15 protein-coding genes and 5 tRNA genes are annotated in these 13,859 nt (G+C 42.5%); 10 read left to right on the top strand and 10 right to left on the bottom strand.

Annotated features, from left to right (window positions below; translation table 11 throughout):
• Positions 1-6: 6 nt before the first annotated feature.
• The 7 genes from KEM09_RS18655 to KEM09_RS18625 all read right to left on the bottom strand — a co-directional run bounded on the left by KEM09_RS18655 (position 7) and on the right by KEM09_RS18625 (position 2,148).
• Positions 7-351, bottom strand: coding sequence for a helix-turn-helix domain-containing protein (locus KEM09_RS18655; RefSeq protein WP_212230605.1), 345 nt, complete (start codon positions 349-351; stop codon positions 7-9).
• 582 nt (positions 352-933) lie between these two features.
• On the bottom strand, positions 934-1,548 hold the full coding sequence (locus KEM09_RS18650) for an L-threonylcarbamoyladenylate synthase (RefSeq protein WP_212230604.1): 615 nt from the start codon (positions 1,546-1,548) through the stop codon (positions 934-936).
• An 88-nt stretch (positions 1,549-1,636) separates the two neighbouring features.
• A tRNA-Tyr gene (locus tag KEM09_RS18645) sits at positions 1,637-1,722 on the bottom strand.
• Positions 1,723-1,767: 45 nt separating this feature from the next.
• Positions 1,768-1,840 (bottom strand) — tRNA-Gly (locus KEM09_RS18640).
• Between the two features lie 17 nt (positions 1,841-1,857).
• Positions 1,858-1,931: transfer RNA gene (locus tag KEM09_RS18635), tRNA-Thr, on the bottom strand.
• A gap of 7 nt (positions 1,932-1,938) precedes the next feature.
• Positions 1,939-2,021: transfer RNA gene (locus tag KEM09_RS18630), tRNA-Tyr, on the bottom strand.
• A 53-nt stretch (positions 2,022-2,074) separates the two neighbouring features.
• A tRNA-Thr gene (locus tag KEM09_RS18625) sits at positions 2,075-2,148 on the bottom strand.
• A gap of 322 nt (positions 2,149-2,470) precedes the next feature.
• On the opposite strand from KEM09_RS18625, the gene KEM09_RS18615 reads away from it, so the two are divergent.
• The 3 genes from KEM09_RS18615 to KEM09_RS18605 are packed head-to-tail and all read left to right on the top strand — an operon-like array spanning position 2,471 to position 4,687.
• Positions 2,471-3,010, top strand: a complete 540-nt coding sequence (locus KEM09_RS18615; RefSeq protein WP_212230603.1) for a DUF4199 domain-containing protein — start codon at positions 2,471-2,473, stop codon at positions 3,008-3,010.
• A 7-nt stretch (positions 3,011-3,017) separates the two neighbouring features.
• On the top strand, positions 3,018-3,968 hold the full coding sequence (locus tag KEM09_RS18610) for a glycosyltransferase family 2 protein (protein ID WP_212230602.1): 951 nt from the start codon (positions 3,018-3,020) through the stop codon (positions 3,966-3,968).
• Complete coding sequence (locus tag KEM09_RS18605; RefSeq protein WP_212230600.1) at positions 3,968-4,687, top strand: class I SAM-dependent methyltransferase; 720 nt, start codon at positions 3,968-3,970, stop codon at positions 4,685-4,687. Before KEM09_RS18610 ends, KEM09_RS18605 begins: the two co-directional genes overlap by 1 nt.
• Here the strand turns inward: KEM09_RS18605 and KEM09_RS18600 are convergent.
• The 3 genes from KEM09_RS18600 to KEM09_RS18590 form a co-directional block, all read right to left on the bottom strand.
• Positions 4,677-5,126 (bottom strand): NUDIX hydrolase, encoded by a 450-nt coding sequence (locus tag KEM09_RS18600; protein WP_212230598.1) that lies wholly within the window; start codon positions 5,124-5,126, stop codon positions 4,677-4,679. The genes KEM09_RS18605 and KEM09_RS18600 overlap by 11 nt on opposite strands.
• 69 nt (positions 5,127-5,195) lie before the next feature.
• A complete protein-coding gene (miaA, locus tag KEM09_RS18595; RefSeq protein ID WP_212230597.1) occupies positions 5,196-6,104 on the bottom strand; it encodes a tRNA (adenosine(37)-N6)-dimethylallyltransferase MiaA in 909 nt (302 codons plus the stop codon).
• Between the two features lie 7 nt (positions 6,105-6,111).
• The gene (locus KEM09_RS18590; protein ID WP_212230594.1) at positions 6,112-6,660 is read right to left on the bottom strand and encodes an IS1096 element passenger TnpR family protein; all 549 of its coding nucleotides are present in this window, start codon (positions 6,658-6,660) and stop codon (positions 6,112-6,114) included.
• A gap of 141 nt (positions 6,661-6,801) precedes the next feature.
• Between KEM09_RS18590 and KEM09_RS18585 the strand changes: the two genes are divergently transcribed.
• From KEM09_RS18585 to KEM09_RS18555, 7 genes are all read left to right on the top strand, one after another.
• Complete coding sequence (locus KEM09_RS18585) at positions 6,802-7,278, top strand: DUF302 domain-containing protein (protein WP_212230593.1); 477 nt, start codon at positions 6,802-6,804, stop codon at positions 7,276-7,278.
• A gap of 34 nt (positions 7,279-7,312) precedes the next feature.
• A complete protein-coding gene (locus tag KEM09_RS18580) occupies positions 7,313-7,732 on the top strand; it encodes a c-type cytochrome (protein ID WP_212230592.1) in 420 nt (139 codons plus the stop codon).
• A 57-nt stretch (positions 7,733-7,789) separates the two neighbouring features.
• The gene (locus KEM09_RS18575) at positions 7,790-9,025 is read left to right on the top strand and encodes a PLP-dependent transferase (RefSeq protein WP_212230584.1); all 1,236 of its coding nucleotides are present in this window, start codon (positions 7,790-7,792) and stop codon (positions 9,023-9,025) included.
• Positions 9,026-9,034: 9 nt separating this feature from the next.
• Entirely contained in the window at positions 9,035-10,201 is a 1,167-nt protein-coding gene (locus KEM09_RS18570; protein ID WP_212230582.1) for a BamA/TamA family outer membrane protein, read from the top strand.
• 208 nt (positions 10,202-10,409) lie between these two features.
• Positions 10,410-10,829, top strand: coding sequence for an RrF2 family transcriptional regulator (locus KEM09_RS18565; protein WP_212230580.1), 420 nt, complete (start codon positions 10,410-10,412; stop codon positions 10,827-10,829).
• A 19-nt stretch (positions 10,830-10,848) separates the two neighbouring features.
• Positions 10,849-11,772, top strand: a complete 924-nt coding sequence (cysK, locus tag KEM09_RS18560; protein ID WP_212230578.1) for a cysteine synthase A — start codon at positions 10,849-10,851, stop codon at positions 11,770-11,772.
• A 275-nt stretch (positions 11,773-12,047) separates the two neighbouring features.
• Positions 12,048-13,847 (top strand): diflavin oxidoreductase, encoded by a 1,800-nt coding sequence (locus KEM09_RS18555; protein ID WP_212230576.1) that lies wholly within the window; start codon positions 12,048-12,050, stop codon positions 13,845-13,847.
• Positions 13,848-13,859 lie beyond the last annotated feature (12 nt).

The raw sequence follows: 13,859 nt of genomic DNA, 5'->3' as shown, positions 1-13,859 counted from the left end.
TCGTTTTTACTCCTTACGGCTTTTGATTAGCTGCTCTACTTCTTCCAATGTTGAAAGAGGTAAGGAGTTGAGTTCCCGGGTTAGGTCAAACACTTTTTCTGTTCGGCGCAGTTCGTTTAAGGGGTGATTGGCCGGTATTGACTCGTTTCTTGGCGTCCATTCCATAAAGTCGTTGGGCGTGCAGCCTATGCATATGCACAAGCGCTCCAGTAAATCCAGATTCAGGCGGTTAACGCGGTTGTTCTTTACTTTACTGGCAAAGCTTTCAGAAAAGCCGGCTTTACGAAGAAAGGTAAATGGGCGGTCGATGGCTTTGGCCTTAAAAATGCGGGTAAAATTGTATCGTAACATGCCTGAAGAGGTTTAGTTTGGTGTTGGTTGATTTTAATTGTGTCAATAGTATTTTTAATTGTTTAAAAAGCAAGGTAATTGATTTTGTCTACAATGTAAATAGTGTCAACCAATATGTATTTGTTCAGAATAGTATCAAAACATTTTATAACTAAAATGTAATTGCTTCAAATAGTATTCAAGTTAGCTAAAATCAAAATGTAATTGCTTCAAATAGTATATAAGTTAGCTATAAATGAAATGTAATTGTTTTAATCAGAAGTAAAATTGGTTAAAACACATTTGTAATTGCTTCAAGCAGTATTTAGTAGTGTATTGTAAGTAATAACTTGTGTCAAACAGAAAGTAATTGATGAATCACCAAAGGCAGGTGATGTGTTTTGTAGAAAAGTGAGGTCGTATTATGATATGAAGCGCTACCAGAACGTCAAATGGTTCGAATATGCATGTACACTTCACAAGTTGATTCTTGTTTCCCGTAGATAGCGCAGATTTAAGCAGGGAAAGCGTCCATTTCTTAAAGAGAAGACCTTTTCCAAAGTTCTCAACTTTGGAAAAGTTTTAGGAAATCGTCAGGCGCAGCTAGAGTTCGATTTCTCCCTTTCCATACCTTACAACTTCCAGTTCATCGTTGGTGCAGTCAATAATGGTTGAAGGTTCGTTATCGCCATAGCCGCCATCAATCACCACATCCACCAGGTCAGCAAATTTCTCATAAATGAGTTCAGGATCGGTGGTATATTCAATCACATCATCTTCATCCCTCACCGAAGTGGATAGGATAGGGTTACCCAGTTCTTTTACCAGTTCGCGTATAATATTATTATCTGGCACCCTGATACCAATGGTCTTTTTATTGTTCTTAAACAGTTTGGGTACATTGCTGTTGGCTGGCAATATAAAGGTGTAAGGTCCCGGCAGGTGTTTTTTCATCAGCTTAAACACATGGTTGTTTAAGGGCTTTGTAAAATCTGAAATATGACTCAGATCGTAGCAGATGAACGAAAGGTTGGCTTTTTTCAGGTTGATATCCTTGATGCGGGCCACCTTTTCAACAGCCTTAGCGTTGTTAATGTCGCAGCCAATACCGTATATGGTGTCGGTAGGGTAAATAACGATACCACCATTGCGCAGCACATCAACTATTTTGTGAATTTCTTTTTCGTTCGGATTTTCCGGGTAGAGCTTGACAAACATGATAATTGCTTAGTTTGCTTAAAAGTAGCAAATAAAATCTAAATAAGGGATACAAAAAAAGGTTCTGCTATTACTAACAGAACCTCATTGGTGGGGAGAGCAGGATTCGAACCTACGAAGACATAAGTCAGCGGAGTTACAGTCCGCCCCAGTTGGCCACTTTGGTATCTCCCCAACTGAAAAACTTCAATAAAAAAGCCATTCTTCAGAATGGCTTAGAGCGGAAGACGGGGCTCAAACCCGCGACCCTCAGCTTGGAAGGCTGATGCTCTATCAACTGAGCTACTTCCGCAATAATAAAAAATATTGAGCCTGTGGAGGGACTCGAACCCCCGACCTGCTGATTACAAATCAGCTGCTCTAGCCAGCTGAGCTACACAGGCAATTTTGTGGGGAGAGCAGGATTCGAACCTACGAAGACATAAGTCAGCGGAGTTACAGTCCGCCCCAGTTGGCCACTTTGGTATCTCCCCATCAATTACTTTCAATATTTTTAATTCTTTCTCACAACGCGTTTGTTGTTGAGAGCCTGTGGAGGGACTCGAACCCCCGACCTGCTGATTACAAATCAGCTGCTCTAGCCAGCTGAGCTACACAGGCAAGGTGGGTAAGCTACCCATATCGCACTGCTACAACCGTCTACCCTTGCTGCCGCCAGGCCCTGGGGGAATTCAACAGGAGCTAGTCGTATGGGACTTACCCGTGTTTCTTTGTGATTGCGGATGCAAAAGTATAACATTTCCTTTTACGTGCAAATATTACAGCGCACTTTTTTTGTCTGAAATATCTAAAGTGGTGAAAATGACAAACAAAAATTTTCGTTTTTTTTCTTTGCAAGCTCCCGATAAATAATTTGAGGCTCTATTCGGCGTGTTTAAAAGGATATTTGTACTTTAGTTGACGATAACTTAAAAACTAAATTATGGAAAATCAAACACCATCTGTAGGAAAAAGTGCGATGACCTATGGCTTGTATATGGGACTGGCACTTGTTGTTTATTCACTTATCATTTATCTGGTAGGGTTAACAGGCAATAAAGCGGCCGGTTGGGTGTCCTATATTATTATCATTGCCATGCTGGCATTTGCTATGATGAATTTCAGAGATAAAGTAAATGGCGGATACCTGAGATATGGCCAGGGGGTTGGCTTAGGTATATTAACTGCTCTTTACGGCGGGATACTGTCAAGTATTTTCACTTTTATTTTGGTGAAGTATATTGATCCTGGAGTAATTGAGCAGATTGTTAATCAGGCAATGGAAGAGGCTATGGCCGGAGGAGCCAATGAGGAAGCTTTAGCCATGGCAGAGAAAATGGTGAGAATGTTTACCAGTCCTATAGCCATGTTATTAATGGGTATAGTAGGTAGTGCTTTTATAGGAGCCATTATTTCTCTTATCTTAGCAGCAATATTTAAAAAAGAGCCTCCGGTATTTGAACCTACCGAAGCAGCAGAGTAAGCAAATTATGGATTTATCAATTGTCGTTCCGTTATTCAACGAAGAGGAGTCAATTAAGGAATTATATAACTGGATTCAGCGGGTGGTGAGCCCGCTGAACTGGTCTTACGAGGTCATTTTTGTTGATGATGGCAGTACCGACACCTCCTGGCAGGTGATTGAGGGGCTGCGTCAGGAGTCGGCTCATGTAAAGGGTATTCGCTTTCGTCGCAATTATGGTAAGTCGGCCGGCCTGTATTGTGGCTTTGACGCCGCACAGGGTGATGTGGTGATTACCATGGATGCCGATTTGCAGGATAGCCCCGAAGAGATTCCTGAATTGGTGCGTATGGTTAAGGAAGAAGGGTACGACATTGTAAGTGGCTGGAAAAAGAAACGCTACGATCCCTTGGGAAAAACCCTGCCCAGTAAGCTGTTCAACCGCACGGTGCGCATGGTGTCGGGCATTAAATTGCACGATTTTAACTGTGGACTGAAAGCTTATAAGCTGGATGTGGTAAAAAACATTGAGGTATATGGCGAAATGCACCGCTATATTCCACTCATTGCCAAGCAGGCTGGTTTTAGCCGAATAGGTGAGAAGGTGGTGCAACACCAGGAACGTAAATACGGTGTTTCGAAATTTGGTATTGAACGCACCATTAAGGGCTTTCTGGACTTGTTGTCGGTCACTTTTATTTCCAAGTTCGGTAAGCGCCCCATGCATCTCTTTGGCGCGTTGGGTACGCTCATGTTTGTGGTTGGATTTTTGTCGGCTTTGTGGTTAGGTTTAAGTAAGCTGTGGTATGTCTATCACAATATAACAGCACGATTGGTAACGGATAGTCCGTATTTCTACATTGCCTTGGCCAGCATGATTATTGGTACGCAGCTGTTTTTAGCAGGCTTTTTAGCTGAGCTTGTTTCACGCAATGGACACGAAAGAAATAATTACCAAATTTCAGAACGAATAGACTAATGGCATTTTACAGTGAACTGGTAGAGGCTTACGATGCGGTATTTCCGCTTAATCCCAAACAGCTCGAGTTTGTGCAGCAAGCATGTGGTGGTTCGCTGGCTGCAAAAAGTGTGCTGGATATGGGTTGCGGTACGGGCTCTTTATCTATAGCTATGGCCCGCCAGAGTGCTAAGGTGCGCGCTTTCGATTTTGATGCTGAAATGGTGGCTAAGGCCGGGGAGAAGCGTCCTCAGGCACTTGATTTACAGTTTCAGCAGGGTGATATGCGACTGGTGGATACCTATTTTCTACCCATGCTGTTTGATGCTGTCTTGTGTTTTGGCAATACGCTGGTACATTTAGATTCGTCCGATGAAGTAGCGTTAACCATTGAAAAAGTGGCTGGCAGACTAAACGCAGGAGGCAAGTTAATGCTGCAAATCGTGAGTTACGATCGTGTACTTGATAATCAGGTGACGAGTCTGCCTACGATCAATACTGCTGAATATTCATTTGTACGTCATTATAAGCACCGTACTGATGGTAAAATTGATTTCTCAACATTGTTGGAGACACCTACTGCAAAAATTGAGAACTCAGTACCTTTACTGGCACTTCGAAAAGAACAGCTGGAAGCCATTCTAAAAGAATACTTTTCTGAAATCAATTGTTTTGGGGGTTTTGACCGTTCGCAGTGGTCGCCAAATACTTTTCATTTGGTTGTAGAGGCTATAAAGTAGCTTTTAACAGCTCAAGTACTTTTTGATCTATCGGAAATGTAAATTTATCAGGAGTCAGGCTTTCAATTGCTACCCACCTGAATGCTTGCGCACCTTCAACTTTTGGTATTTGATTAATAACGGAGGTGGTGGGTATTTTATCAATATCAGTACTCTCCACAAGGTAGTAAATGCTTATTAGTTGCATGTCTTTAAAGAAGAGGGCTTTCTGAAAATAGTCAGTGGTGTAAAAATGTGCCTTTATGCTCACGTTTATGTCGAGTTCCTCTTTGAATTCACGTTTCAAACACTCAATAGTGCCCTCGCCATATTCGAGTCCGCCGCCCGGAAACTTTGTCATGTACATACCCATCCGATATTCATCAGTAATCAATACTTGTTTTAGCGTATTGATGAGCAAACCGTAAACGCGAATATTGAAATGGCCAGAAGGATTCATATTAGAAGAAAAACACCGGGCCATTAAGTGTGTAAACCGCGAGCAAGGATTTGCTACTGGCCCGGTGGGTTAAACTAATTCGATTTGTTTATCAACAAATTTAATGATTTCTGCCACTTGTGAAGGGTGAAACCAATTTATTTCTTTGTCGCGCCTGAACCACGATAGCTGGCGCTTGGCATAGCGACGCGAATTGCGTTTGATTAGCTCAATGGCTTTATCGGCATCGTACTCGCCATCCCAATGGGCAAATATTTCTTTATAACCAACCGTATTGAGTGAATTACTTTCCTTAAGGTGATAAAAGTTTTTGGCTTCCTCAAACAGGCCATCTTCAATCATCATGTCCACCCGCTGATTGATGCGCGAGTATAGTTCGTTGCGGTCCATGTCCAGACCAATTTTTATGATGTTAAAGGGGCGCTTTCGGCTCGAATTGGTGCGCAGAGAGCTATAGGGCTGACCCGTCATCAGGCACACTTCAACGGCATGCATCACTCGCTTGTGGTTCTTTAAATCCACCTGATCATAAAATACAGGGTCCAGCATTTTCAGCTGTCTTCTGACGGCCTCCAGTCCTTCGTTGTTATATAAGTCCATCACCTCCTGACGCAGTTCCGGATCGATGGTGGGCAGCTCATCAATGCCTTTACAAACCGCATCAACATACATCATAGAACCGCCTGTCATTAACACCTGCTGATGCGATTGAAACAGGTTGTCCAATAATTTAAGCACATCCTGTTCGAACTGGTAGGCATTGTAATAGTCGTTGACTGAATGGGTGGCCACCATGTGGTGTTTTACCCGTTGGAGTTGCTCTTCGGTAGGAGCAGCAGTGCCTATCTTTAGTTCTTTAAATATTTGCCGACTGTCCGATGATATTATTTCTGTATTCAGATGCTCGGCCAGTTGCAGACATAGTTCTGTTTTGCCAATGCCTGTTGGTCCAATTAAAACAATAAGAGAATGTGTCATTGCGGGTTTAGTATTGATCGGCTAGATCGTCCAGATTCAGATCGGTGTCCAGATCATCTAATTCATTAAATTTCATTGAGTCGAGTGAGCCATCAAATTCGTCATCAAACTGGTCGATAGCCGGCTTGGAAATATCTTCACTGAAATCGCTGATTTTAATTTGTTCTGGCGCTTCACCCTCCAGTCGGTAGCTGTTTGGTTGTTCGAGTTGACCTTTGGCTGTTTGTATCACTTCAATAAAAAAGGCTCTCTCAGAGAAGAAATCAAAAACATACAGCATGCGCTGCCCCTCTTCAAACAGATGATCGGCCAGCAGAGTGTCCTGCATGACCTTTATATTATCCGAGTTGTCATCGGCCATATCAAACAAGGTTATTTCAGTTTCCTTATTCCATTGGCTATCGGTTATGACAAAAGAAGCCATCTGTGTGGCATCATAGTTTAATGTGCTCTGGATAAATGAATGTAAATTGGCAAATGACATACTATCATCTATGGCCATCTCATTCACAAAATTATCGACCTCACTCGATAATATCCTCAGATATATAATCATCGTGCTTGTTTTTGGTTGTTGGAGTCCGATCTGCAAAAGTATTAAAAATAACGTTTACCTGATGCATTTTGTTATCCATTTGGTTTAAACATTGCTCAACGATGATTTGTTACTTAAGCGATGAAATTAATCTTATTAATTATGAAGCAAATGATTTATGTTATTATCGGATTAATAGTTGGTGCACTGGTAATGCTTTTTGTTGTAAGAAGCCTCGCACCTAAAATGATGCTGGTAGAAAGCCAAAGCATGTATTCTTTTGAAGAAACACTGGAACGCCTGCAGGCGGCCGTTGATGAAAAAGGCTGGAAAACCCCTCATGTTCATGATTTACAAGCTACCATGGCTAAATTTAACTATGATGTTAATAAAGTCAAGGTAATGGAAGTGTGTAAGCCTGATATAGCTCAGTTAATATTATCGAAAGATGACGAACGTATTGCCTCAACCTTGATGCCATGCCGTATTTCGGTGTATGAAAAGAGTGATGGAAATGTTTATGTTTCGCGGCTGAATAGTGTTAAGATGGGCGGTTTGTTTGGCGGCATCATTAAGCAGGCCATGGATGTGGCCGGTAATGAGAGTGAGCAGATTATTCAAACCGTTGTTGCTCAATAATAATTCAAACAACCTAATAATTTAAAGATACCTAATGCAGAAGTTAGCAGTACTTGTTTTGGCCATTCTGTTTATGGCCTGTAGTTCTTCGTCCAATAAAAAGGAGCAAAGTCAAGAAGTGAAAGCTGTTGAAAAAACACAGCACCCCGGAGAAATTCAATATAAGCGTCATTGCTTATCGTGCCATCAAAAGAATGCTGGCGGTATACCTGGTATGTATCCGCCGCTGGCAGATAATAAAGTGGTATCGGGCGAAAAGGAGCCATTAATCAATATAGTGCTTCATGGTTTAAGTGGTGAGATTGAGGTAAATGGCGAAAAATACAATGGAGTGATGGCCAGTTATAAAAATTTGTCTGATAAGGATATTGCAGATGTTTTGAATTATTTGCGCTCTGGCTTTGGTAATTCAGGCGAGGCCATAACGCCAGCCGAAGTTAAAAGCCTGCGGTAGTTGAGCTTGATATTATTTATCTATTTTTACAAGCTGAACAGTCAAAACATACCATAAATGAATAATCACAAAAAGGGATTTATTACCCGTTCGTTGCATGCCCGCTTTCCTAAGGGTGATGCCTACAATGCGTTACATATGCCTGTATACGATGGTGTTGCCTATGAATTTGACTCGGCTGAGGATATTGCCGAAACGTTTGCAGGGAAAAAGTTTGCTCATGCTTACTCGCGTACATCCAATCCAACTGTGGAGTATTTTGAACAGAAAATGAAGGCGGTGACTGATGCGCATGCTGTTGTGGCACTGGCATCGGGTATGGCTGCTATCTCTAATGTTTTGCTCAGTCTTGTTGAAAGTGGAGGAAATATTGTAGCATCTAATCAGTTGTTTGGGCATTCGTACGCTTTGCTCAAACAAACATTGCCGGCTCTGGGTATTGACGTTCGATTTGTGGATATGACTAACCTGGAAGCAGTACAGCAAGCCACTGATGATAAAACCAGGGCTTATTTCTTTGAGACCATTACCAATCCCCAGTTGGAGATTGTTGATTTGAAGCAACTTAGTGAGCTGGCTAAGTCCAATGGGGTGGCAGTAGTGTGTGATAGTACCATCACACCTCCATATGTGTTTAATTCAAAAATATTTGGGGTCGATGTGGAGGTGATGTCAACTACTAAGTTTATATCGGGTGGAGCAGCTGCATTTGGGGGTGTAGTGCTTGATAATGGTACTTTTGATTATTCAGTATTGCCGGCGCTGAAGCAATGGTCCGGTAAATTTGGAAAGGATGCTTTAGTAGCGCGAATACGTAAAGAAATATTCAGGCATTTGGGCGGTACAATGACAGCTCATACGGCTCATTTTATGAATTTGGGGCTTGATATTATGCCTCTACGAGTTGATCGTTGCGTTGATAATTGCAAACAGCTGGCAGCCTTTTTTGAGGCCCATCATGGCATTGTGTCGTATAACTATCCGGGTGTAACAGGCAATCAAGGTTATGATTTAGCCCAAACACAGTTTGGTGGCAAGCCAGGTGCTGTTATGACCTTTGATTTAGCATCTAAAGAAGCCTGTTTTCAATTGTATAATCGCTTAAAGGTGATGCGCCGGGCAACTAATCTCAACGATAACAAAACGCTCATCATTCATCCGGAGTCCACCATATATGCCGAGTTCTCCGACGAAGAAAAGATGGCTATGGATATCCGACCAACCATGATGCGTTTGTCCGTGGGCATTGAAGAAGTTCAGGATTTGATCGCTGATTTTACACAAGCTTTGTAAATTTGCATCATGCGTAAAATTCATCATCTTATTGGGGGCTTATTATTATGCTTAAGCTGGCCTGTATTTGCTCAGGAAGACGCTCAGGCTGATTCGACTAATAGAACCCTGGTAGAGCAGGCTGCCGTGCTGGTAGAGGATATGATTGATATGGTAACCGTTGAGCGCGGGCGTTCCACTTTATCTTTCTATCCAATGGCAGGCTATTCACCCCGTACAGGTTTTGAAATAGGAGTGATGCCGGTATGGCGTATTAAACCCCGTCATACAGATGAATGTCGCTTTTATCGCCCAACTACATTTGCACCATCTATAAAGGTTTCTACCAAGGGAATGTACGAGGTGGAGCTCGATGCACTGGCTTTTACTGCCAATCGCTGGATGTTTATTTCAAAGTTTCAATACCTTTATCTGCCCGATGAGTTTTATGGTATTGGTAACCAGGTCAAGCAACCTCCGTTTTCGAGCTACGACATCAATCGTTTCGCATTTAATTCAAATATTCTTAAGGGTATAAATGAGAGTTTGTTTTTGGGGGTTAGGTTGGATGTTAACTATGACAGATATTCAAATTTTGAAGGCGATCTCCTGAATCCGTCCGTCCTTGGTTATGAAGGTGGATGGGTCAATGGTATCGGGCCGGGCATGGCTTTCGATAATCGCGATGATCAACTGTATCCTACGAAAGGTTGGTTTGTTATTTTTACGTCCACCGCATACGATAACTTTACTGGTAGCGATTATAGTTTTGTGTCAGGAAATCTTGATGTGCGTAAGTTCTGTTCAATCAATGGGGATAAATCTATCCTTGGCTTTCAGGTCGTTGTCAACTCTACTTCAGGCGATGTGCCTTTTTATAAATTATCTTCCATTGGAGGAAAGCGCATGTTGAGAGGTATTGCACATCCATACCGTTATATCGATAAGCACTCTTGGTTTACCCAGGCAGAGTGGCGTCAGCATATCTGGTGGCGATTAGGAGGTGTCTTGTTCTCTGGTGTGGGTAAAGTGTCTCCTGAATTCATGCAGCGTCCACTGGCCGATTTACACGTTGTTGGTGGTGCCGGGCTCCGTTTTAGGGTATTGCCAAAAGAAGGACTTAACTTCAGAATGGACTTTGGTATGACTAATAAAGGTGATAACGGCGTTTATTTCACTATTCGTGAAGCTTTCTAAAATGTGTACTGCATATTATCTCTGAATACCTATAAAACAAGTAGGAATACTAGGTTTTTTGTGGTTTTTTTATTTCTTGTTAATTGTCACATAATCAGCTTTTAACGTAAAATCCTATTAGATATATAGGATAAAAAGGTATTTTATTTCTTGGAGTTACTAATAAACTGATTCATATTTGCTAACAGAAAAAGCAAAATAGTAGGATATGTTTCCAAAGAAAGTACATTATGGCTTACGTTTTTTATTGACCTTATCGGGTCTGGCAGAAGGTACTCACCTTGGAGTAGCTGAGATTGCCGAGCGCGAACAGTTGTCGGTGAAATTTTTAGAAGCTATTGCAGTGACCCTTCGTAAAGAAGGTATTGTGGATGTGCGACGCGGAGCAGGAGGAGGTTATAGTCTGGCGCGACCTCTAAAAGACATAACGCTTTACCAGATTGTATTGGCTTTGGATGAGAAACTGGATAAAGAAATATCAACAGAAGGGCATAATACTGAAAAAGCTGTAGGACGGTTTTTGGTAAGTGTGCGTAACGATTATGGACGCCTGTTACGACGTGTTACTTTGGAGAAGCTGAAGAACTACTATGCTGAAGAGAATGAAAGAATAATGTATTATATATAAAAATTAAACCGTAGAAACCATGAGTAAGATTGCACAGAATGTTACCGAGTTAATTGGAAAAACCCCTCTTGTAAAAATTAACAGGCTAGCTAATGGAGCCAGTGCCGAAGTAGTAGCCAAATTAGAGTATTTTAATCCGGCCAGCTCGGTGAAGGATCGTATCGCCTATGCTATGATTAGTGATGCCGAACAAAAAGGGTTGCTGGATGCAGAAACAGTAATTGTAGAGCCTACCAGTGGTAATACCGGAGTTGGATTAGCTTTTGTAGCAGCAGTTAAAGGCTATCGTTTGATTTTAACCATGCCTGAAAGCATGAGCATTGAGCGTCGTAAGCTGCTTATTAAGTTCGGTGCCGAGTTGGTGCTGACTCCAGCTGAAAAGGGCATGAAGGGTGCAATTGAGCGGGCTGATGAAATTGCCGCCGAATTACCGAAGGCTTTTATCCCCCAGCAGTTTAACAATGCAGCTAATCCGGCTATTCACAGGTGCACAACTGCCGAAGAAATTTGGGAAGATACCGATGGTAAAGTAGATATCTTTGTAGCAGGCATAGGAACAGGTGGTACGATTACCGGTGTTGGTGAGATTCTTAAGCAACGTAATCCAAATGTGAAGATTGTGGCTGTTGAACCTGAGGCTTCTCCGGTATTGTCCGGAGGTCAGCCAGGGCCACATAAAATTCAGGGTATTGGTGCTGGTTTTGTGCCTAATGTGTTAAATACCGATGTATTTGATGAGGTGGTGAAGGTAAGCAATGAAGATGCCATTGAAACAGCACACAAAGCAGCCAAGAAAGAAGGTATACTATGTGGTTATTCTTCAGGAGCAGCACTATTTGCAGCTATTAGCGTGGCACAACGCCCTGAAAATACCGGTAAGCGCATTGTGGTGGTGTTGCCTGATACCGGGGAGCGTTACCTGAGCAGCTTCAACATCGACTAAAAAAACTTCGGAATAACTTGAGATATTAAATGGATGTAATCCGTGTGGTGGTGATAAACCACCTCACGGCCCGGCATTCAACACCCTAAATTTTCAGAGTGATGCTACAGTATAAGTGTTTGCTTACAAGCTTATCTTGCCGAATGCCCGGCCGGGCTTGATATCATTCTTCAGGCCGGAATATATTTTCGGTTACCTAATAAATATTTAATAGTGTTTTTTATTGGCAGCAGATTGCTGCAATTGATTGTATTACAAGATAAATACGATTTAGGATGTCACAGCATATAACAACCGGTGTTTTATCGGAAACATTACTGGGAGAAGCCAATCACCTGGTGAATAAACTCTCTAAGGAACAGTTGCTTTGGTTAGGTGGATACCTGTCGGGCATTGGGCTAAACGGACAGCAGGATACTGCAGTTGCATGTCAGCAGGAGGTTACTAATGGAACAGGATTAAATGGCAATCAAACAGCAACCGCTAGTCTTAAGGTGCTGGTAGGTTCACATTCGGGCAATGGCAAGTTAATTGCCAGGCAGCTGGCAGAGCAGGCTAAAAGCAACGGGCTGCAATTGGAAGTGAGTAGTATGGGTGATTTTCGTCCAAAACATCTGCAAAAAGAAGACAATGTAATTTTTATTGTTTCCACCCATGGGGAAGGAGAGCCGCCGGTTGAAGCAGCCGACTTGCATAAGTTTCTCGGTGGTAAGCGGGTGGGCGATATCTCGCAGCTGAACTATGCCGTTGTAGCATTGGGCGATAGCAGTTATCAGTTCTTTTGTCAAACTGGTTTGGATTTTCATAATCGGTTAAAAGCACATGGTGCCAATGCCTTAAGTGAACCTTTACTCCTGGATGTTGACTTTAAGGATCAACTCGATAATTTGCCCGATACTGTTTTGACACTTTTCGGCAATTTAAAAAGTTCTTCCTCAGAAACAGTTACTTCAGCGGTAGGTGCACGTAATATTACAGACGGTTTAGTGGAGGCTGAGCTGATTGATAAGGTGCTGCTGAACGGACGTGGTTCCAATAAGGAAACCTATCATATAGAGCTCGATATTGAAGGAACAGGCTTAAGCTACCAACCTGGTGATGCGCTGGAAGTGTATGCCGTAAATAATGATGAACTGGTGCAGCAGCTCCTCACCAGGCTTAATTACTCAGGTGATGAGCCGGTCGAACATAAAGGAACAACCTATACGATTAGTGAGCTCTTGAAATTCCATAAGGAGATCACAGTCGTTACAATTCCTGTGTTAAAGAAATTATCAGCTTTTGTAAAAGAGCCGGATTTGAATCGTTTATTGGATAAGCGCGATGAGTTGGACAGCTTCCTGTATGGTAGCGATTTACTGGATGTTTTGTCCGACTTTAGCTTATCTGTTCAACCGCAGGAGTTGGCTGATGCCTTACGGACCTTGCCACCCAGGGCTTATTCCATCGCTTCCTCGCAGGCCGAAGTGGGCGATGAAGTACATCTCACGGTAGGTGCTGTCCGCTACGAGAAGAATGAACGCCCTCACCAGGGTGTGTGTTCATCCTTTCTAATTGATCAACTGGAAGAAGGAGAAAAAGTAGCGGTGCAGATTAAATCCAATGAGGGTTTTCGCCTGCCAGCCAATGAAAAGGATGTCATACTGATAGGTGCCGGAACAGGCATCGCACCCTACCGGGCTTTTTTACAAGAGCGAGAAGCTGCTGAAGCCACCGGTAAAAACTGGCTGTTCTTTGGTGACCAGCATTTCGAAACAGATTTCTTATACCAGGCTGAGTGGCTGAAATACCGTCAAAAAGGCTTGTTGTCAAAAGTTGATGTGGCTTTTTCACGCGATCAGCAGGAGAAAGTTTACGTGCAGCATCGGGTAAAAGCACAGGCTGACGAAGTATATGCATGGCTGCAGAATGGGGCAACCATTTATGTGTGTGGCGATCGTAAGACTTTGGCCAGAGATCTACAACAAGCTTTTATTGAAATACTGCAGGAGCAAGAGAATATCTCTTTTGAGCAGGCTGAAGAGCGCCTGGTGCAACTGAAAAAAGAAGGTCGTTATCAGGAAGATGTTTACTAACCAACCAAAAAT

The organism is Carboxylicivirga mesophila (genome assembly GCF_018271975.1).
Classification (GTDB): domain Bacteria; phylum Bacteroidota; class Bacteroidia; order Bacteroidales; family Marinilabiliaceae; genus Carboxylicivirga; species Carboxylicivirga mesophila.
Note: the sequence above shows the minus strand (reverse complement) of the source record. Positions and strands in the feature narration are given on the sequence as shown.

Excerpts from the sequence above, each read along its gene's own strand:
- KEM09_RS18655 (WP_212230605.1), bottom strand. The coding sequence starts at position 351 with ATGTTACGATACAATTTTACCCGCATTTTTAAGGCCAAAGCCATCGAC.
- KEM09_RS18650 (WP_212230604.1), bottom strand. The coding sequence starts at position 1,548 with ATGTTTGTCAAGCTCTACCCGGAAAATCCGAACGAAAAAGAAATTCAC.
- KEM09_RS18615 (WP_212230603.1), top strand. The coding sequence starts at position 2,471 with ATGGAAAATCAAACACCATCTGTAGGAAAAAGTGCGATGACCTATGGC.
- KEM09_RS18610 (WP_212230602.1), top strand. The coding sequence starts at position 3,018 with ATGGATTTATCAATTGTCGTTCCGTTATTCAACGAAGAGGAGTCAATT.
- KEM09_RS18605 (WP_212230600.1), top strand. The coding sequence starts at position 3,968 with ATGGCATTTTACAGTGAACTGGTAGAGGCTTACGATGCGGTATTTCCG.
- KEM09_RS18600 (WP_212230598.1), bottom strand. The coding sequence starts at position 5,126 with ATGAATCCTTCTGGCCATTTCAATATTCGCGTTTACGGTTTGCTCATC.
- miaA (WP_212230597.1), bottom strand. The coding sequence starts at position 6,104 with ATGACACATTCTCTTATTGTTTTAATTGGACCAACAGGCATTGGCAAA.
- KEM09_RS18590 (WP_212230594.1), bottom strand. The coding sequence starts at position 6,660 with ATGATTATATATCTGAGGATATTATCGAGTGAGGTCGATAATTTTGTG.
- KEM09_RS18585 (WP_212230593.1), top strand. The coding sequence starts at position 6,802 with ATGAAGCAAATGATTTATGTTATTATCGGATTAATAGTTGGTGCACTG.
- KEM09_RS18580 (WP_212230592.1), top strand. The coding sequence starts at position 7,313 with ATGCAGAAGTTAGCAGTACTTGTTTTGGCCATTCTGTTTATGGCCTGT.
- KEM09_RS18575 (WP_212230584.1), top strand. The coding sequence starts at position 7,790 with ATGAATAATCACAAAAAGGGATTTATTACCCGTTCGTTGCATGCCCGC.
- KEM09_RS18570 (WP_212230582.1), top strand. The coding sequence starts at position 9,035 with ATGCGTAAAATTCATCATCTTATTGGGGGCTTATTATTATGCTTAAGC.
- KEM09_RS18565 (WP_212230580.1), top strand. The coding sequence starts at position 10,410 with ATGTTTCCAAAGAAAGTACATTATGGCTTACGTTTTTTATTGACCTTA.
- cysK (WP_212230578.1), top strand. The coding sequence starts at position 10,849 with ATGAGTAAGATTGCACAGAATGTTACCGAGTTAATTGGAAAAACCCCT.
- KEM09_RS18555 (WP_212230576.1), top strand. The coding sequence starts at position 12,048 with ATGTCACAGCATATAACAACCGGTGTTTTATCGGAAACATTACTGGGA.